At 71.1% G+C, this 16,744-nt stretch carries 20 protein-coding genes; 9 read left to right on the top strand and 11 right to left on the bottom strand.

The genetic code is table 11. The features are described from left to right. Window positions 1–17 precede the first annotated feature (17 nt). The 4 genes from G3I54_RS32550 to G3I54_RS32540 all read right to left on the bottom strand — a co-directional run bounded on the left by G3I54_RS32550 (window position 18) and on the right by G3I54_RS32540 (window position 2,032). On the bottom strand, window positions 18–803 hold the full coding sequence (locus tag G3I54_RS32550; protein ID WP_164620020.1) for an electron transfer flavoprotein subunit beta/FixA family protein: 786 nt from the start codon (window positions 801–803) through the stop codon (window positions 18–20). 196 nt (window positions 804–999) lie between these two features. Beyond that, complete coding sequence (locus G3I54_RS32545; protein ID WP_164620018.1) at window positions 1,000–1,509, bottom strand: flavin reductase family protein; 510 nt, start codon at window positions 1,507–1,509, stop codon at window positions 1,000–1,002. 43 nt (window positions 1,510–1,552) lie between these two features. Then, window positions 1,553–1,633: a putative leader peptide gene (locus G3I54_RS40210; RefSeq protein ID WP_343240489.1), complete on the bottom strand. Its 81-nt coding sequence runs from the start codon at window positions 1,631–1,633 to the stop codon at window positions 1,553–1,555. Window positions 1,634–1,705: 72 nt separating this feature from the next. Continuing rightward, complete coding sequence (locus G3I54_RS32540) at window positions 1,706–2,032, bottom strand: thioredoxin family protein (protein WP_164620016.1); 327 nt, start codon at window positions 2,030–2,032, stop codon at window positions 1,706–1,708. Window positions 2,033–2,262: 230 nt separating this feature from the next. On the opposite strand from G3I54_RS32540, the gene G3I54_RS32535 reads away from it, so the two are divergent. Beyond that, window positions 2,263–2,985 carry a lysophospholipid acyltransferase family protein gene (locus G3I54_RS32535; protein WP_164620014.1) on the top strand — a complete coding sequence of 241 codons (723 nt, stop codon included), beginning with the start codon at window positions 2,263–2,265 and terminating at the stop codon, window positions 2,983–2,985. A 29-nt stretch (window positions 2,986–3,014) separates the two neighbouring features. Here G3I54_RS32535 and G3I54_RS32530 read toward each other — a convergent pair whose 3' ends face one another. The 5 genes from G3I54_RS32530 to G3I54_RS32510 form a co-directional block, all read right to left on the bottom strand. Then, window positions 3,015–3,707, bottom strand: a complete 693-nt coding sequence (locus G3I54_RS32530) for a phenylalanine--tRNA ligase beta subunit-related protein (protein ID WP_164620011.1) — start codon at window positions 3,705–3,707, stop codon at window positions 3,015–3,017. A gap of 62 nt (window positions 3,708–3,769) precedes the next feature. Further along, a complete protein-coding gene (locus tag G3I54_RS32525; protein WP_203687484.1) occupies window positions 3,770–3,970 on the bottom strand; it encodes a hypothetical protein in 201 nt (66 codons plus the stop codon). A 77-nt stretch (window positions 3,971–4,047) separates the two neighbouring features. Beyond that, on the bottom strand, window positions 4,048–5,109 hold the full coding sequence (locus G3I54_RS32520; protein WP_343240488.1) for a low specificity L-threonine aldolase: 1,062 nt from the start codon (window positions 5,107–5,109) through the stop codon (window positions 4,048–4,050). Then, a complete protein-coding gene (locus G3I54_RS32515) occupies window positions 5,106–5,873 on the bottom strand; it encodes an SDR family NAD(P)-dependent oxidoreductase (RefSeq protein ID WP_164620007.1) in 768 nt (255 codons plus the stop codon). Before G3I54_RS32515 ends, G3I54_RS32520 begins: the two co-directional genes overlap by 4 nt. A 26-nt stretch (window positions 5,874–5,899) precedes the next feature. Beyond that, on the bottom strand, window positions 5,900–7,297 hold the full coding sequence (locus G3I54_RS32510) for a DUF6421 family protein (RefSeq protein ID WP_164620005.1): 1,398 nt from the start codon (window positions 7,295–7,297) through the stop codon (window positions 5,900–5,902). 295 nt (window positions 7,298–7,592) lie between these two features. Here G3I54_RS32510 and G3I54_RS32505 point away from each other — a divergent pair, with 295 nt between their 5' ends. Beyond that, complete coding sequence (locus tag G3I54_RS32505; RefSeq protein WP_164620003.1) at window positions 7,593–8,276, top strand: glycerophosphodiester phosphodiesterase family protein; 684 nt, start codon at window positions 7,593–7,595, stop codon at window positions 8,274–8,276. Between the two features lie 12 nt (window positions 8,277–8,288). Here the strand turns inward: G3I54_RS32505 and G3I54_RS32500 are convergent, their stop codons facing one another. Then, entirely contained in the window at window positions 8,289–8,846 is a 558-nt protein-coding gene (locus G3I54_RS32500; protein ID WP_164620001.1) for a GNAT family N-acetyltransferase, read from the bottom strand. 203 nt (window positions 8,847–9,049) lie between these two features. Here G3I54_RS32500 and G3I54_RS32495 point away from each other — a divergent pair, with 203 nt between their 5' ends. From G3I54_RS32495 to G3I54_RS39140, 5 genes are all read left to right on the top strand, one after another. Beyond that, window positions 9,050–9,664 carry a DUF5134 domain-containing protein gene (locus G3I54_RS32495; RefSeq protein WP_164619998.1) on the top strand — a complete coding sequence of 205 codons (615 nt, stop codon included), beginning with the start codon at window positions 9,050–9,052 and terminating at the stop codon, window positions 9,662–9,664. Window positions 9,665–9,761: 97 nt separating this feature from the next. Then, a complete protein-coding gene (locus G3I54_RS32490) occupies window positions 9,762–10,697 on the top strand; it encodes a M56 family metallopeptidase (protein WP_164619996.1) in 936 nt (311 codons plus the stop codon). A 93-nt stretch (window positions 10,698–10,790) separates the two neighbouring features. After that, window positions 10,791–11,495, top strand: a complete 705-nt coding sequence (locus G3I54_RS32485) for a phosphatase PAP2 family protein (protein ID WP_164619994.1) — start codon at window positions 10,791–10,793, stop codon at window positions 11,493–11,495. 48 nt (window positions 11,496–11,543) lie between these two features. Continuing rightward, the gene (locus G3I54_RS32480; protein WP_164619992.1) at window positions 11,544–12,239 is read left to right on the top strand and encodes an HAD family hydrolase; all 696 of its coding nucleotides are present in this window, start codon (window positions 11,544–11,546) and stop codon (window positions 12,237–12,239) included. A 96-nt stretch (window positions 12,240–12,335) separates the two neighbouring features. After that, window positions 12,336–12,512, top strand: a complete 177-nt coding sequence (locus G3I54_RS39140; protein WP_203687483.1) for a hypothetical protein — start codon at window positions 12,336–12,338, stop codon at window positions 12,510–12,512. A 307-nt stretch (window positions 12,513–12,819) separates the two neighbouring features. On the opposite strand, the gene G3I54_RS32475 is transcribed toward G3I54_RS39140, so the two are convergent. Beyond that, entirely contained in the window at window positions 12,820–14,310 is a 1,491-nt protein-coding gene (locus tag G3I54_RS32475) for a hypothetical protein (protein WP_164619990.1), read from the bottom strand. 158 nt (window positions 14,311–14,468) lie between these two features. Here G3I54_RS32475 and G3I54_RS32470 point away from each other — a divergent pair, with 158 nt between their 5' ends. Both G3I54_RS32470 and G3I54_RS32465 read left to right on the top strand, forming a co-directional pair. Then, window positions 14,469–15,155: a DUF305 domain-containing protein gene (locus tag G3I54_RS32470; protein WP_343240486.1), complete on the top strand. Its 687-nt coding sequence runs from the start codon at window positions 14,469–14,471 to the stop codon at window positions 15,153–15,155. 102 nt (window positions 15,156–15,257) lie between these two features. After that, window positions 15,258–16,652: an FAD-dependent oxidoreductase gene (locus G3I54_RS32465; protein ID WP_164619987.1), complete on the top strand. Its 1,395-nt coding sequence runs from the start codon at window positions 15,258–15,260 to the stop codon at window positions 16,650–16,652. Window positions 16,653–16,744 lie beyond the last annotated feature (92 nt).

The raw sequence follows: 16,744 nt of genomic DNA, 5'->3' as shown, positions 1-16,744 counted from the left end.
TGGGCCGAGCGTGCGGGCTAGATGAACTTCTGGCCCGCGAGGAACTCGGCCAGCTGCTTGCCGCCCTCGCCCTCGTCCTTCACGATCGTGCCCGCCGTCCGCGCCGGACGCTCCGTCGCGGAGTCGACCGCGGTCCACGCACCCGCCAGACCCACCTCGTCCGCCTCCAGACCCAGATCCTCCAGATCCAGCGACTCGACCGGCTTCTTCTTCGCCGCCATGATCCCCTTGAACGACGGGTAACGCGCCTCACCCGACTGGTCGGTCACCGACACCACCGCCGGAAGGGATGCCTCCAGCTGCTCCGAGGCGGTGTCACCGTCACGACGCCCGGTCACCACACCCCCGTCCACCGTGACCTCGGACAGCAGCGTCACCTGCGGCACACCCAGACGCTCCGCCAGCAGCGCCGGCAACACACCCATCACACCGTCCGTGGACGCCATCCCGCAGATCACCAGGTCATACCCGGTCTTCTCGACCGCCTTCGCCAGCACCAGCGACGTCCCCATCACATCCGTGCCGTGCAGATCGTCGTCCTCGACGTGAACCGCCTTGTCCGCACCCATCGACAACGCCTTGCGCAACGCGTCCTTGGCATCCTCCGGACCCACCGTCACCACGGTGATCTCCGCATCATCAGCCTCGTCAGCGATCTGCAACGCCTGCTCGACCGCGTACTCGTCCAGCTCCGACAACAGACCGTCGACATCCTCACGATCCAGCGTCAGGTCATCGGCGAAATGCCGGTCACCGGTCGCGTCGGGCACGTACTTCACACAGACAACGATCCTCAAGCTCACGCCGGCTCTCCTACTGCATCGTCATTTCTGGGCTGCCTTGTTGCACGCAGCATAGGCGCCTTGTCGGGCCGAATCCGGTCAGGACGACCGAGGCTCCGAGCCCGATATTACTCGCCAGTACACCCAGTCTCTTACCCGTGAGCAAGCGCTGTGCACTGTGACCTTGCCAACGCGGCGGGCCTGTGCGTGCGTGACGTCAGTCTCGCAGAGCCGTGAACCGTCCCTGGTGGTAGACCAGCGGGCGATCGGCTCCGGCGGGCGCTCCGGCCACGACCTCGGCGATGACGATGCGGTGATCCCCCGCCGGGACCCGGGTCACGACGCGGCAGACCAGCCAGGCGGACACGCCGGCGAGCAGCGGAACGCCTTCGGGGCCACTGCTCCAGTCGGTCGACGGGCCGAAGCGGTCGGCCCCGCTGCGGGCGAAGGTCGCGGCCAGGTCCCGCTGGTGTTCGCCGAGTATGTGGACGCCGATGTACGCGGCCTCGGAGAGCACGGGCCAGCTGGAGGACGAGGTGCCGATACCGAAGGAGAGCAGCGGGGGTTCCGCGGCCACGGAGGTCAGCGAGGTGGCGGTGAAGCCGACCGGGCGCTCCCCGTCGGCCGTGATCACCGCCACGCCTGCGGCATGGCGGCGGAAGACGGAGCGGAAGAGTTCGGGCGTGGCGACCGTCGAGGCGGGGGCGAGATCGGGCGTTGCCGTCATGGACGTGTCCTTCTGCGGGAGTGGCGTACGGGTCCGTGGATGCTCAGACACCCGGACAGCGCGCACTCGCGTAGCGTGCGAGATCCACATGGACCCGGCCGTAAAGAAGGAGTTCTGGCGGCATAACGTCAGACTGACGATGCGTGGTGGGCACAGTCAAGTGCGTTCCGGAATGTGGGAGATGCGTCACGGTCCGTCATATGGCGTGCCCCAGCGCCGCGACGACGTCGACCGTGCGGGGCTGACCGGATGCCCGGCGGACCACCTCTCCCCCGGCGTCGAGCACCAGGACGGTCGGTGTCCTCGTGATGGCCAGCTGCCGCACCAGGTCGAGGTGGGCCTCGGCGTCGACCTCGATATGGGCGACGCCGTCGACCATCCCGGCCACCTCGTGGAGCGTGCGGCGGGTGGCCCGGCACGGCTGGCAGAAGGCGCTGGAGAACTGGACGAGCGTCGCGCGTTCCCCGAGTTCCGCGCCGAGTTGGGCTGCGTCGAGCCGCTGTCCGTGTGTCGCGCGGTCCACCTGGTGCCTCCTGATCAGAGCTCTTCGTAAGGGGTCAGCACCGGCCGCCGCCCGGACATTCCCGCAGCTCCCGACGGACGCGCACGTGACGAGAATCTCGCGCCCCGCGTCCGCCGGGACTGGCCAGCGGCTCGCGCATGGGGCACCATCGCCACAATGCCGAAAACCTACGGCTGCGTAACTTCCGCCGGGAGAACCCTCCCCAGGCACTGAAGAAGGGTCTTCTCCAGATGGCAGAACTCGTCTATCGACCGGTCATCGGCGCCGCTCGCACCCTGTTCAAGGCGCTCGACCTGAAGATCGACACTCAGGGTTCGGAGCACATCCCGAAGACCGGTGGTGCGGTGCTGGTCAGCAATCACATCAGCTACCTCGACTTCATCTTCACCGGCCTGGGCGCCCTGCCGCAGAAGCGGCTCGTCCGGTTCATGGCGAAGGAATCGGTCTTCCGGCACAAGGTCTCCGGACCGCTGATGCGGGGAATGAAGCACATCCCGGTCGATCGCGACCAGGGCGAGGACGCGTACGCCCACGCGCTCCGGTCGCTGCGCTCCGGTGAGATCGTCGGCGTCTTCCCCGAGGCCACCATCTCGCAGTCCTTCACGTTGAAGAGCTTCAAGTCGGGCGCCGCGCGCCTCGCCCAGGAGGCCGGGGTTCCGCTGATCCCCATGGCGCTCTGGGGCACGCAGCGGATCTGGACCAAGGGGCGGCCGCGCAACTTCAAGCGCAGCCACATCCCGATCACCATCCGCGTCGGCGAGCCCGTGGAGGCGCCCGCCGACCAGTACGCCGGCGCCATCACCCGGCGGCTGCGGGAGCGGGTCCAGGAACTGCTGGAGGCGGCGCAGCGGGCCTACCCGGTGCGCCCCAAGGACGCGAGCGACACCTGGTGGGTGCCGGCCCACCTCGGCGGTACGGCCCCGACCGCCGCCGAGGTGCGCGAACTCGGCTGACGGCCGCCCCGCAGCGGGGCGGCGTCACGTCAGTGCGGTGCGTGGACGGTGATCCGCGCCCCGGGACTCAGCTGCTCGAGGGACGCGGCGAGTTCGGCGCCCGCGGCGTCGAACTCGCCGCTCGTCATGGGCGCGAGGCCCTCCAGCAGGAAGAGGGCGTTGACCGAATCCTCGGTGAGCCGGGTGCGTACGCCCTGGCGCCAGTTCCAGCGGCGGCAGGTGACGCCCTCGTCGTCGCACCAGACGACCTCGCCGGGCTCCGGGTGCTCGATGATCTCCTCGCCGCCGGCGACGGTGGGGAACGGTTCGTCGCCCGTCGCGCGGATCAGCCGCATACCGCCCTTGATGTGGTCGGTGTCCTCGCCGCCGACCGGGACGAGGTGGGCGACGCTGATCGCGTTGTAGGCGTCGACCAGCAGGTTGATGCGGGGCAGGCCGCCGTCGGCGAGGGCGCGCCGGGCGAGCGCCTCGGCGGAGTTGCGGGTGCGGGAGGGCTTGGCCCCGAACGCCGTGTAGACCTCGCGCCAGGCCGCGATGCGGGGGTCCTCGTGCGGGGCGCGGCCGTCCAGGCGCTCGGCGAGCCGGCGGGCGGCGTCGTCCAGCAGGGCGGCGCTGCGGGCGTCGCTGGGGCCGTTGACCAGTCCGTGCGCCTCGACGGCGAGGTGGGTGAAGCCCGGTGCGATCGTGCGCACCTCGTCGGACACGGTGAGCGTGAGGGTCATCGTCTGCCTTACTGCCTTGCTGGGTGCGGTGGCTCGGTGCGGTGTGCGGGCGCCGGGCGGACTCAGAGGTCCGCGGGGAGTGTCCGCCAGAGCTCCGAGCGGTCCCGGGCGCCCCTCAGCGCTCGGAGAATCACCTCGGGTGGTGCGGCATAGACTACTGGATAGTCAATTCCATTGAACTGTCCGCGTACCACCCACGCGAGCTGCTCCTTCTCCGTCGAGAACTGCGCGCCTATGTCCGGGGAGTTCCGCGTCAGTTCCATGACCGGAGAGCGTACGAAGCGGCCGACCGGAAGTCCATCGGTTTCCGGTCGGCCGCATAGTCATGCATGGATCGCGCTTACCGCGCCATCTCTTCCTTCAGCGCCTGGAGGAAGGCGTCGACATCGTCCTCGCCGGTGTCGAACGCGCACATCCAGCGGACGTCGCCGGCCGCCTCGTCCCAGAAGTAGAAGCGGAAGCGCTGCTGGAGCCGCTCGCTGACCGCGTGCGGGAGCCGGGCGAACACGGCGTTGGCCTGGACCGGGTAGAGGATCTCCACCCCGTCGATCGCCCGGACGCCCTCGGCGAGCCGCTGGGCCATGGCGTTGGCGTGGCGGGCGTTGCGCAGCCACAGGTCCTTGGCGAGCAGCGCCTCCAGCTGGACGGAGACGAAGCGCATCTTGGAGGCGAGCTGCATGGAGAGCTTGCGCAGATGCTTCATCGCCCGGACCGCGTCCGGGTTCAGCACGACGACGGCCTCGCCGAAGAGCGCGCCGTTCTTCGTGCCGCCGAAGGACAGCACGTCGACGCCGACCGTGTTGGTGAAGGTGCGCATCGGCACGTCCAGCGAGGCGGCGGCGTTGGCTATCCGCGCCCCGTCGAGGTGCACCTTCATGCCGCGCTCGTGGGCGTGGTCGCAGATGGCGCGGATCTCGTCGGGGGTGTAGACGGTGCCCAGCTCGGTGTTCTGGGTGATCGAGACGACCTGCGGCATGGCCCGGTGCTCGTCGTCCCAGCCGTACGCCTGCCGGTCGATGAGCTCGGGGGTGAGCTTGCCGTCCGGGGTGGGCACGGTGAGGAGCTTCAGCCCGCCCATCCGCTCGGGCGCGCCCCCCTCGTCCACGTTGATGTGCGCGGACTCGGCGCAGATGACCGCTCCCCAGCGGTCGGTGAGCGCCTGGAGGGCGACCACGTTGGCCCCGGTGCCGTTGAAGACCGGGAAGGCCTCGGCGGTGGAGCCGAAGTGGCTGTGCATGATCCGCTGGAGGTGGCCGGTGTAGTCGTCCTCGCCGTAGGCGACCTGGTGGCCGCCGTTGGCGAGCGCGATGGCCGCGAGAACCTCCGGGTGCGCGCCGGCGTAATTGTCACTGGCGAAGCCGCGTACCTGCGGATCGTGGTGACGTCGCGCGTCGGTCCTCACGGTTGCGGGGTCAGCCACAGGCGCTTTCCGTTCACTTCGGTGGCGGGCTCGTCCCAGACGCCGGCGATGGCCCGGGCCAGCTCCGTGACGTCGGTGAAGCCCGCGAATTTCGCATTCGGGCGCTCGGCGCGCATGGCGTCGTTCACCAGTGCCTTGACCACCAGGATCGCAGCAGCCGCCGCGGGTCCGTCCTCGCCCCCCTCCTTGCGGAAGGCGTCGCCGAGCGCGAGGGTCCACGCCTCGGCGGCGGCCTTGGCGGAGGAGTAGGCGGCGTTGCCGGCGGTGGGCCTGCTGGCCCCGGCGGCGCTGATCAGGAGATAGCGGCCCCGGTCGCTGCGCTGGAGGGGTTCCTGGAAAGCCAGCGTGGTCGACTGGACGGTGCGGATGAGCAGCTTCTCCAGGGCGTCCCAGTCGGACAGGGCGGTCTCCTGGAACGACGGGCTGCCGCGCCAGCCGCCGACGAGGTGGACCAGGCCGTCGATGCGGCCGAACTCCGCCTCGGTGCGCTTGGCCCAGTCCCGGGTGGCGTCGAGGTCGAGCAGGTCGACGGTCTCACCGGTGACGGTCGCGCCCCCGTGGGCGTACCGGGCGGCGTCCACCGCCTCGGCGAGCCGTTCGGGGTTGGCGTCGCATCCGACGACCGTCGCGCCCGCCTCGGCGAGCCGCAGCAGCGTCGCCCGGCCCGCGGGTCCCGCCGCTCCGGCGACCGCGACCACGGCTCCTTCGAGCGCACCCGTCCCCTCGCCCGTGCCGTTTCCGTTCATGGCCACCGCCTCCTCGGGAGAATGGTTCACGCGGCTGCCCGCTCGTCGTTCGCCGCGGTGATTCCCTTGGTGGAGGCAATCACGTGCTTCAGCTTCTTGGCGAGCGCCTCATAGAACATGCTCAGGGGAAACTCGTCCGGAAGCACGTCGTCGACGAGCTTGCGAGGAGGAAGTGTGAGGTCCAGGGCGTCGGGGCCCTTGGCCCAGCGGGATCCCGGGTGCGGGGCGAGGTAGGTGGAGACCAGGTCGTACGCGGCGAACCAGTGGACCAGCTTGGGGCGGTCGATGCCGTCGCGGTAGAGCTTCTCGATCTCGCCGCAGAGCTGGTTGGTGACCTGCGGGGCACGGTCCCAGTCGATCTTCAGGGTGTTGTCGGTCCAGCGGACGACGTCGTGCTTGTGAAGGTACGCGAAGAGCAGCTGGCCGCCGAGGCCGTCGTAGTTGCGGACCCGCTCGCCGGAGACCGGGAAGCGGAACATCCGGTCGAAGAGCACCGCGTACTGCACGTCACGGCCGTGGGCGTTGCCCTCGGACTCCAGTTTCACGGCCTCCTTGAAGGCGGTGAGGTCACAGCGCAGCTCCTCCAGGCCGTACATCCAGAACGGCTGGCGCTGCTTGATCATGAACGGGTCGAACGGCAGGTCGCCATGGCTGTGGGTGCGGTCGTGGACCATGTCCCACAGGACGAACGCCTGCTCGCAGCGCTGCTGGTCGCCGATCATCTCGCGGATGTCGTCGGGCAGCTCCAGGCCGAGCAGGTCGACGGAGGCCTCGGTGACCCGGCGGAAGCGGGCGGCCTCGCGGTCGCAGAAGATGCCGCCCCAGCTGAAGCGCTCGGGAGCCTCGCGCACGGCGATGGTCTCCGGGAAGAGCACCGCGGAGTTGGTGTCGTAACCCGAGGTGAAGTCCTCGAAGGTGATGCCGCAGAAGAGCGGGTTGTCGTAGCGGTTCGCCTCCAGGTCGGCGAGCCACTCGGGCCAGACCATCTTGAGCACGACCGCTTCGAGGTTGCGGTCGGGGTTGCCGTTCTGCGTGTACATCGCGAAGACGACGAGGTGCTGGAGGCCGTCCGCCCGGTCCTTCGCGGGCTGGAAGGCCAGCAGCGAGTCCAGGAAGTCGGGGACGCGGAAGCCGTCGGCGGCCCAGCGGCGCAGGTCGGTGACGAGCGCACGGTGGTAGGCGACGTCGTGCGGGAGGAGCGGGGAGAGCTCCTCGACCGCCGCGATCACCCGGTCGAGGACCTGCTCGACGGTGGCCGGGGACGGGGCGCCCTCGGCCTCGAAGTCGATGGATCCGTCCTTGGACTGCCAGGGGCGGATCTCCTCGACGGCATCCTTGAGCACAGGCCAGGCCGGGTGCTCGACCACCCGCTGGGCCGTAGCTATCGCGCCGCCGGTGGCGTCCTGCACAAGAATTTCCGTCATAACACTTCCTCCACGGGAGAACCTCGCGTGGATTCACCGTAGCCGTGCAGGGTTCCTCCCGACAAGTGGGGACCTGAAAATTATCCTGCGTACCCCCCATGGTCACCGCTGTTTTTCCTGTCGTATCCCGGGTAGGCGTGCAGTTCCCGCAGCTGCGCCCGAGAACCGGCGACCGGGCCCGCACGGCTGAGGACATCGCGGGCCGCGGCCGCTACCCTCCCCAGTGCCGTATTGCCGCAACCTCCGCGCGGGCAGGAGCAGTCGACGGACCGCCGCCGACGGAAACGAGGTCGCCTTGTCATTTCTCACCCTGGGTCATCGCGGAGTGATGGGCGTCGAGCCCGAGAACACCCTGCGCTCCTTCGTCCGCGCCGAGGCGTCCGGGATGGACGCCATCGAGCTGGACCTGCACCTCAGCAAGGACGGCGCGCTCGCCGTGATGCACGACACGGACGTGGACCGCACCACGGACGGGACCGGACCGATCGCGGCCAAGACCCTGGCGGAGCTGCGCGAGCTCGACGCCGGTCAGGGCGAGCGGGTCCCGGTCTTCGAGGAGGTCCTGGACGCCGTCTCCTCCCCGCTCCAGGCGGAGATCAAGGACGTGGCGGCGGCCCGCGCGCTGGCGGACGTGATTTTGGCGCGCGAGCTCGTGGGCCGGGTGGAGGTGTCCTCGTTCCACGACGAGGCCGTCACCGAGATCGCCCGGCTGGTGCCCGGCGTACGCACGGTCCTGATCGCCAGCCGCTGGGGCGCGGACGTGGTGGACCGGGCGAAGGCGGCGGGTGCGGCGACGCTCGCGCTCAACATCCGCCGCCTCACCCTGGAGGTGGTGGAGCAGGCGCACGCCGAGGGCGTGAAGGTGATCGGCTGGGTGGTGAACACCCAGGACCATCTGCGCCTCGCCCGGGCGCTGGGCCTGGACGGCGCGACGACCGACTTCCCCGAGATCCGCCGCGCCGGTCGCTTCACCGCCTGAGGGCGGGCGCCCTCAGGCGCTCTCTTTGAGGTTCTTGACGAGCAGTTCGAAGGCCAGGTCGTCGCGCTGCGGGATGCCGAAGCGCTCGTCGCCGTACGGGAACGGGGTGAGCTGCCCGGTACGGCGGTAGCCGCGGCGCTCGTACCAGGCGATCAGGTCCTCGCGCACCGAGATCACCGTCATGTGCATCTCGCCGACACCCCAGCTCTCCACGGCGGTGCGCTCCACCTCGGCGATGATCAGCTTGCCGAGGCCGCCGCCCTGGAGTCCGGGCCGGACCGCGAACATGCCGAAGTAGGCGGCGTCGCCGCGGTGTTCGAGCTGGCAGCAGGCGACGAGTTCGCCACCGCGTTCGACCGCGAGCAGCCTGCTCGCCGGAGCGGCGATGACCTCGCGCACGCCCTGTTCGTCGGTCCGCTGCCCCTGGAGGATGTCGGCCTCCGTGGTCCAGCCGGTGCGGCTGGAGTCACCGCGGTAGGCCGACTCGATCAGGGCCACCAGCGCCGGGACGTCGTCCTCGGTCGCGTCGCGGAAGGTCAGCCGGGCCGCGTCGGGCGTGGCGGTGTCCATGGTGGGGCTCTCCGTCTCTCTGCTGCCGTACGTGGTTTCTCTGCTGCCGTACGTCCGGTCGAGCGTAACGCGACCCGGAGCGCCCCCGGCGGGCCCCGGCGCACCCCCTTCACACCCCCGTGCGCCGGGTTCGGCCGCGGTCGCCCGGGCATCGATGGATCGACCCGTAACAGTGGCGTACGTCCGACCGGGGGAGGCGCGCCGTGCACGGAGGGGCTCTGACCGGCTGGCTGCTGATGGCGTTGTGCGCGGTGAGCGGCGCCTACTGTCTGCTGCGCACCCGCACGGGGACGCCGCAGGAGCGGCGCACCGCACGCTCGGAGGCGCTCATGGGCTTCGGCATGGCGGCGATGGCCGTTCCGGCGGCGGTGCTGTCGCCCCCGGACTGGACATGGGCGGTGTACGCGGTGCTGTTCGGCGCCGCGGCGCTGCGGTCGCTGCGGCCCGCTCTGCGCGGCGGCCACCACCGGCATCATCTCGTCGGCTCGCTGGCCATGGTCTACATGGCCGTGGCGATGGCCCCGGCGGTCACGGGCAGCGGCGGGGGCGGGCACGCCGGGCACGGGGCGGGCGGCGGATCCGGTGGCATACCCCTGCTGACGGGGGCGCTGCTCGTCTACTACGCGTTCTACGTCCTGGGCTCGGCCGGCCGGCTGCTGCCCGGGACCGGAACGGCCGCGGTCCCGGTCGGCGGTGCGGGCGTCGGCGGGCGCGGCGCGGGTGGATTCGGGGGCGGGTCGGACGGCCGGCCCGAGCTCACGACGGCCTGCCGGCTGACGATGGGCATCGGCATGTTCGCCATGCTGCTCACTCTGTGAGACAGGAAGTGGGACAGAACCCCCGGCAAACCGTGGTCTACGTCACTTGCCGGTCGAGGCCGTACCCCGGCCGACGCGCCCCTCCTAAGCTGAAGCCATGCTGGTCTCCCTCGCGCTGCTGCTGCTCGGTGCACTGACCGCCGTGGTGACCCCGCGCCTGATGGCGCGCGCCCGGTGGCCGGAGCGCGAGCCGGTCGTGGCCCTGTGGGTCTGGCAGTGCGTGGTGGCCGGGGTGCTCCTGTCGTTCGCCCTCTCCATGACGCTGAGCGCGGCCGCCGCCTGGCAGGCGGTGCGCGGCCATGTCTTCGCCCCCGCCCCGCACGCCGTGGTCGAGGCGTACGCCCTGGCGGCGTACGGGCCGTGGTCGGCGGTCATCGCGGTGCTGCTGGCGCTGGGCGGGCTGTGGACCGGGGCGATGCTCCTGCGGGAGATCCGGCGGGCGCGGCGTCGCCGCAAGCAGCGCCGGGCGGAACTGCTGGTGCGCTCCCCGCTGATGCCGGGCGAGGAGCCGGGCGCCGACCGTCTCGTGGTGCTGGAGGGCGAGCGTCCCGACGCCTGGTGGCTGCCCGGCGCGGCTCCGCAACTCGTCATCACCACCGCCGCGCTGGGCCGGTTGAAGGGCCGTCAGCTCGATGCCGTGCTCGCCCATGAACAGGGCCACGCCCAGGCCAGGCACGACTGGCTGCTGCACTGCTCGTCGGCGCTGGCGATCGGCTTTCCACAGATCCCGGTGTTCGCGGCGTTCCGCGACGAGATGCACCGGCTGGTCGAACTGGCCGCCGACGACGTGGCGTCACGTCGCTTCGGCCGGCTGACGACCGCGCTCGCCCTGGTCGGACTCAACGAGGACCGCGGGGTGTTCGGCCCCTGCCCCACGCCGGACGCCCAAGTACCCCTCCGGGTCAACCGGTTGCTGGCTCCGGTCGACCGGCTGACGGCGGGCCGCAGGCTCCGGCTGACGGCCGCCGCCGCTCTGGTGCCGGTCGTCCCGCTGATCGTGACCTTCGTGCCGGGGCTGCGCGCGCTGGGCTAGGACCCGTCCGCCTCGGGTCGTTTCTCGTACCCCGAGTCGGTTCTCCGTGCCCCGGGTTGGCCATCGGGCGGTGTCCTCCGCGAGGATCCCCCTATGTCCTCCCCCCTCCCCCGCTCACCGGACCGCTCCCCCCGCACCGCGGCCGCCCTGTGGACCGGAGCCGCCCTTGTGGCGTCCGTGGCCCTGCTCGTACTGGTGGCGGCGCGCTGGCCGCCGCTGATGTCCCTGGACCGGACGGTCGCCGACGCGCTGCACCGGCACGCGGTGGCCGATCCCGGTCTGGTCCGGGTCAACCGGGTGCTGACCGACTGGGTGTGGGATCCCTGGACCATGCGCGCCCTGATCGCGGTGGCCGTGGTCGTCCTGTGGTGGCGGGGCGCGCGGCTGCTCGCCCTCTGGGTGGCCGCGACGAGTCTGCTCGCCTCGCTCCTCCAGCAGGGGCTCAAGGCCGCGGTGGGCCGGGAGCGCCCGCAGTGGCCCGATCCGGTGGACACCGCCCATTACGCCGCCTTCCCGTCCGGGCACGCCATGTCGGCCGTCGTGAGCTGCGGGCTGCTCGTCTGGCTGCTGCGGCTGTACGGCGCGGGCCCCGGTGCCCGGGGCGCGGCGCTGGCGGTGGCGGTGGTCTCGGCGGCCGGTGTGGCGGCGACCCGGTTGTACCTGGGGGTGCACTGGCTGACCGATGTGGTGGGCGGTGCGCTGCTGGGGGTGGCGGTGGTGGCGTTGAGCGCCGCCGGGTACGCCCGGTACGCGGCGCCCCGCGCCCCGGCGGAGGAGGACCGGCCCCTGCGGGCCTGAGCAGGGCGCTCTTGTCGGCGTGGGGACGGACCGGGAAGGATCGCGCCCATGGTGATCAAAGGTGCGCTGTTCGACTTCTCCGGAACCCTCTTCCGTATCGAGCCGGTCCGGGACTGGCTCGCCGCCGTACTGCGCGAGGAGGGCGTCGACGTCGCCCCGGAGGATTTCGAGCGGTACGTGAGCGGGCTCACGGCCGCCGGCGCCCTCCCGGGCGGCCCGCCTCCGGTCCGGGTGCCGGAGGAACTGGCGGAAGCGATGGCGCGCCGGGACCTGACCGCCGCCCTGCACCGTGCGGCGTACACCGGTCTGGCCCGGACCGTCGCCCTGCCCGATCCGGGGCTGTACGACGCGCTGTACGACCGCCATCTGCGGCCGGAGGCCTGGCAGCCCTACCCGGACGCCGCGGAGGTGCTGGCGGGGCTGCGGAGGGCGGGGATCGCGGTCGGCGTGGTCAGCAACATCGGCTGGGACCTGCGGCCGGTCTTCCGCGCGCACGGGCTCGACGCCCTGGTCGACGCCTATGTCCTGTCCTGCGAGCACGGGCTCCAGAAGCCCGCCGCGGGTCTGTTCCGTACCGCCTGCTCGCTGATCGGCCGGGATCCGGCGGAGGTGGTCATGGTGGGTGACGACCGCCACGCGGACGGGGGCGCGGCGGCCCTGGGCTGCGAGGTCCGGTTCGTGGACCATCTGCCGGTGTCGGAGCGGCCCGACGGCCTGCGCTCGCTGGGGCTGGTCCCGCGCTGAGGCCCGCGGCGATCCGAGGAAATCAGTGCGAGGTGTGAGGCATATCCCGCCGCGGAAGGGGTAGTGGCATCCGTTCGTGGCCGTAGCCTGGTGGGCATGTCCCCTATCGCGTCGTCCATGTCCGCCCGTTCCGCAGCCGAGGTCAACGCGGAGATCCGCGACCTGTGGCAGCGTTCGGGCGGGTGCCTGACGCCGCAGGACGAGGCGGATTACCAGCGGCTGCTGGTGGAGTGGGCCGCCGCCACCGGCAAGAGCGTCCGCAGCGCCGCCTGATCGCCCGAGCCGCCGTTCGCCGCGCCGAGGGCGGGTGAGGGAAGTCGCGCCCGATCCGACGATCCCCCGCGTCGCCGGATCCGGGCGCACCCTCGGCCTGTCACGTGGGACACGGCCGCGGACCGCGCCGGGGACCGGAGTTGCGGAGTCCGCCGTCGCAGGGATCCAGCATGTCCCCACCCGGCTCATCGGTCAATGAATTTCCGGCTCCGCACGCACCGGGGCCGGTGTCTCCCGGGCGGATGACCGCCCGGGAGACACCGGCCCCGGAATGCGTGACAGGTCGGCTACGGGAACCGCTGACGGATCAGCGGTCGAAGTAGTCCGGCTGCGTCTGCACGTTGAGCTCGTCCAGCTTGACCCGCTTGGCCGGGTCGGTGCGCTTGTCGTCGAGCTTCAGCACGTCGAAGCCCTTGGCGATGTCGCTGGAGTAGATGTGACCGTTGTAGTAGTACGCCGACCAGGGGCCGGCCGTGGTGACCTGGTCGAGCGTGACCGGGCCGCGCTCGAAGAAGGCGATCTCCTTGGGCTTGGCCGAGTTGGTGAAGTCCCAGACGGAGATGCCGCCCTGGTACCAGGCCTGCACCATCAGGTCGCGGCCCTTGACCGGGATGATCGAGCCGTTGTGGGCGACGCAGACCTCGACGTCGGCCTGGTGGCGGTCGATCTTGAAGTAGCTGCGGAAGACCAGCTTGCGCTTGTCGCCCTTGCCGACGATGTCGTAGATGCCGTCGGCGCCGCGCTTGGGGCCGATCTCCTCGTTGCAGGTGGCCGCACCGCCGCCGCCGAGCTCGTCGGTGAAGACGACCTTGTTCGCACCCTGGTTGAAGGTGGCCGAGTGCCAGAACGCGAAGTTCACGTTGTCCTGGACCCGGTCGATGATCTTCGGGCGCTCCGGGTCCTTGATGGAGAACAGCAGACCGTCACCCATGCAGGCTCCGGCGGCCAGGTCCTTGGACGGCAGCACCGTGATGTCGTGGCAGCCGGTCGTCTGGGAGACACCCGGGTTCGTGGGCGCTCCCGGGTTGCCGCCGTCCGGGAAGAGCACCGGGAAGTTGACGATCCGGGCCTTCTGGGGCGCCTTCACCGGCACCTTGATGATGGAGATCCCGTCGTGCGGCGGCTGGCAGTCCGGGAACGTCGCGTTGGGCGAGTACGAGGAGACGTACACGTAGACGTTCTTGCCGTCCGGCACCAGCGTGTGCGTGTGGGAACCGCAGGCGGTCTCCACGGCGGCGATGTACTTCGGCGCCCGCTTGTTGCTGATGTCGAAGATCTTCATGCCCTCCCAGGACGACTTCTCCGTGGCGGGCTGGGAGGTGCTGGAGCAGGAGTCGTCGCTGCGCGAGGAGTCCGTCGAGAGGAACAGCAGGTTCCCCGAGACCGAGATGTCGTTCTGCGATCCGGGGCAGAGGACCTGGGCCACCGTCTTGGGCTTCTTCGGCTTGCTGATGTCGTAGATGACGAAGCCGTCGTAGTTGCCGACGTAGGCGTACTTCCCCTGGAACGCGAGGTCCGTGTTGGTGCCCTTGAGGGCGCCCTTCGGCACGTTCGTCAGGTGCTTGATGTTGGAGCTGTGGACGATCTCGTCCACTCCGGGTATGTCGCCGCCGGCTATCGCGGCCCTGGCCTCGGCCTGCTCGCTCTTGGTGACGGACCCGCGCTCGACCGGGGCGTCGCCCGGGTCGGGGGTCGCGGCCGCTGTGGTGGCCGTCAGCAGCGTGGCGAGGAGTCCGGCCGCGGCTGCCACCGCGCCCAGACGTCTGCGCCGCACGCGGGTGGTGTGCAACGAGGTCACTGCGTCCTCCCTTGTATCCGTTCGGGGTCGAACGGTTCATGAACCCCCGGCAGTATCGTCCCTCCCATGTACACATCAACAGATGGCAACACAGACGTAATAAAAGTTTTTGATCTTCGGCCGGTGGAAGCGTGTTAGGACGGTCTGCAACAAACCATGTGGCACAGGAGGTCACCGTGTTGATCCATCGCCGGTCCGCGACTCTTCGCTCAACCGCTCTCGCGGCGATGGCGGTTGCCGCCGCGCTCGTCCTCGGAGCCTGTGACGCGGACAGCGGTGACGGAACGTCGGACAAGGCCAAAGACGCGGGTCCGGGCGTGGTCGCGCCCGGCAGACCGGGCGAACCCGCTCGAACGCTCTCCGCCGAGGACGCCGTCAAGGAGGCCGGGCAGGACACCGCCAACTCCGCGGACTTCCGCTACGCGCAGATGATGATCGAGCACCACGGGCAGGCGCTCGTCATGACCGAACTCGTCCCCGAACGGGCCTCCGCCGCCACCGTCAAGCGGCTCGCCGAACGCATATCGGCAGGCCAGAAGCCGGAGATCGGCGCGATGGAAGGATGGCTGAAAAGAAACGGCGGCGACAAGCGCAAGCAGCACCACGACCACGCGGGGATGCCCGGCATGGCGACCGACGCCCAGCTCAAGAAGTTGCGCGCCGCCGAGGGCAAGGCCTTCGACAAGCTCTTCCTGGAGCTGATGATCACCCACCACCAGGGGGCGATCACCATGGCCACGGAGGCGCTCACCGAGGGGAACGACGTCATCGTCGAGGAGATGGCCGGCGATGTGGTCGCCCAGCAGACCGTGGAGATCAACCGGATGCGCGGGCTGATGGACTGAGCCCCGCCCCGAGGCGTGCCCGTACCAACCACCCCGTGCACCGGCGGTGCGGATCGGCCCGGCGGTGCGATCCTGGAAGCAACCTCCGGGAAGAGGTGCGCCGTGCTCTCAGTCGCCGTCGTCGGTTCCGGTCCCAGCGGGGTCTACACCGCCCAGGCCCTGCTCCAGCAGTCGCTCGTGCCCGATGTGCGCGTGCACGTCCTGGACCGGCTGCCCACCCCGTACGGACTCGTGCGGTACGGGGTGGCCCCCGACCACGAGAAGATCAAGTCGCTGCAGAACAGTCTGCGGACGGTGCTGGAGGACGAGCGGGTCACCTTCGTGGGCAACGTCGGCGTCGGCGGGGCGGACGGCGTCTCCCCCGCCCGGCTCGCGGAGCTGTACCACGCGGTCGTCTACTGCGTCGGGGCCTCGGCCGACCGCCCGCTGGCGGTGCCCGGCGAGGGTCTGCCGGGCAGCTACTCCGCCACCCGCTTCGTCTCCTGGTACAGCGCCCACCCGGACAGCGGCGCCGATCCGTTCGCCCTGGACGCCCGCTCGGCCGTCGTGATCGGCGTGGGCAACGTGGCGGTCGACGTGGCCCGGATCCTGGCGCGCGGCGCCGACGAACTGCGGATCACCGACGTACCCCGCGCCGCGCTCAGCGCACTGGCGGCCAGCCGGGTGCGCGAGGTGCACATCGTGGGCCGACGCGGCCCCTCCCAGGCCCGGTTCACCACCAAGGAGCTGCGGGAGCTGGGGGCGCTGCCCGGGGCCCGGGTCGTCGTCGACCCGGCGGAGCTGGCGCTCGACCCGGCGTACGCCGCTCCGGACGGGCTGCCCGGAGCGCTGCCGCTGCCCGCCGTGGTGCGGCGGAACCTGGAGGTCCTGCGCGGCTGGTCGGCGGGCGGGGCCGGGTCGGACGGGGCTCCGGATGCGGCAGGCGCCGCGCGCCGCATCCGGCTGCGGTTCTTCCTGCGGCCGGTGGAGCTGCTGGAGCGCGGCGGGCGGGTCGCCGGGGTGCGGTTCGCCCGGACGGCTCCGGACGGCGCGGGCGGGGTCCGGGACACCGGCCGTTACGAGGACATCGAGGCGCGGCTGGTCCTGCGGGCGGTCGGCTATCGCGGGGTGGAGCTGCCGGGGCTGCCCTTCGACCCGGTGCGCGGCACGGTGCCGCACACGGCGGGCCGGGTGCTGCGGGACGGGGTGCCGTCGCCGGGCGAGTACGTGGCGGGGTGGATCAAACGGGGGCCGACCGGGGTGATCGGCTCGAACCGTTCCTGCGCCAAGGAGACGGTGGCCTCGCTCCTGGAGGACGCGGCCGGACTGACCCTGCGCCCGGTGGCCGCCGATCCGCTGGCCGTGCTGCGGGAGTGGGGGCTGCGGCCGGTGGAGTGGGGCGGCTGGCTGTCGATCGAGCGCGCGGAGGCGGAGCTGGGCCGTTCGCTGGGGCGCGGCCCGGTGAAGATCCCGGACTGGCCGGGGCTGCTGGCGGCGGCCCGGGACGAGAACCGCTGAGAAACGCCCGCGCCTTCGCTCCCGATGACTGAGAGGCCCCCGCGCTCTCGCTCCCGACCGCCGTGTGGCACCCCGCGCTCTCGCTCCCGGCC

It is taken from the genome of Streptomyces sp. SID14515, from assembly GCF_010548505.1.
Taxonomy (GTDB): Bacteria; Actinomycetota; Actinomycetes; order Streptomycetales; family Streptomycetaceae; genus Streptomyces; species Streptomyces caviscabies.
Note: the sequence above shows the minus strand (reverse complement) of the source record. Positions and strands in the feature narration are given on the sequence as shown.

Excerpts from the sequence above, each read along its gene's own strand:
- G3I54_RS32545 (WP_164620018.1), bottom strand. The coding sequence starts at position 1,509 with ATGACGGCAACGCCCGATCTCGCCCCCGCCTCGACGGTCGCCACGCCC.
- G3I54_RS40210 (WP_343240489.1), bottom strand. The coding sequence starts at position 1,633 with ATGCCGCCAGAACTCCTTCTTTACGGCCGGGTCCATGTGGATCTCGCA.
- G3I54_RS32535 (WP_164620014.1), top strand. The coding sequence starts at position 2,263 with ATGGCAGAACTCGTCTATCGACCGGTCATCGGCGCCGCTCGCACCCTG.
- G3I54_RS32530 (WP_164620011.1), bottom strand. The coding sequence starts at position 3,707 with ATGACCCTCACGCTCACCGTGTCCGACGAGGTGCGCACGATCGCACCG.
- G3I54_RS32525 (WP_203687484.1), bottom strand. The coding sequence starts at position 3,970 with ATGGAACTGACGCGGAACTCCCCGGACATAGGCGCGCAGTTCTCGACG.
- G3I54_RS32515 (WP_164620007.1), bottom strand. The coding sequence starts at position 5,873 with ATGAACGGAAACGGCACGGGCGAGGGGACGGGTGCGCTCGAAGGAGCC.
- G3I54_RS32510 (WP_164620005.1), bottom strand. The coding sequence starts at position 7,297 with ATGACGGAAATTCTTGTGCAGGACGCCACCGGCGGCGCGATAGCTACG.
- G3I54_RS32500 (WP_164620001.1), bottom strand. The coding sequence starts at position 8,846 with ATGGACACCGCCACGCCCGACGCGGCCCGGCTGACCTTCCGCGACGCG.
- G3I54_RS32490 (WP_164619996.1), top strand. The coding sequence starts at position 9,762 with ATGCTGGTCTCCCTCGCGCTGCTGCTGCTCGGTGCACTGACCGCCGTG.
- G3I54_RS32485 (WP_164619994.1), top strand. The coding sequence starts at position 10,791 with ATGTCCTCCCCCCTCCCCCGCTCACCGGACCGCTCCCCCCGCACCGCG.
- G3I54_RS32480 (WP_164619992.1), top strand. The coding sequence starts at position 11,544 with ATGGTGATCAAAGGTGCGCTGTTCGACTTCTCCGGAACCCTCTTCCGT.
- G3I54_RS39140 (WP_203687483.1), top strand. The coding sequence starts at position 12,336 with ATGTCCCCTATCGCGTCGTCCATGTCCGCCCGTTCCGCAGCCGAGGTC.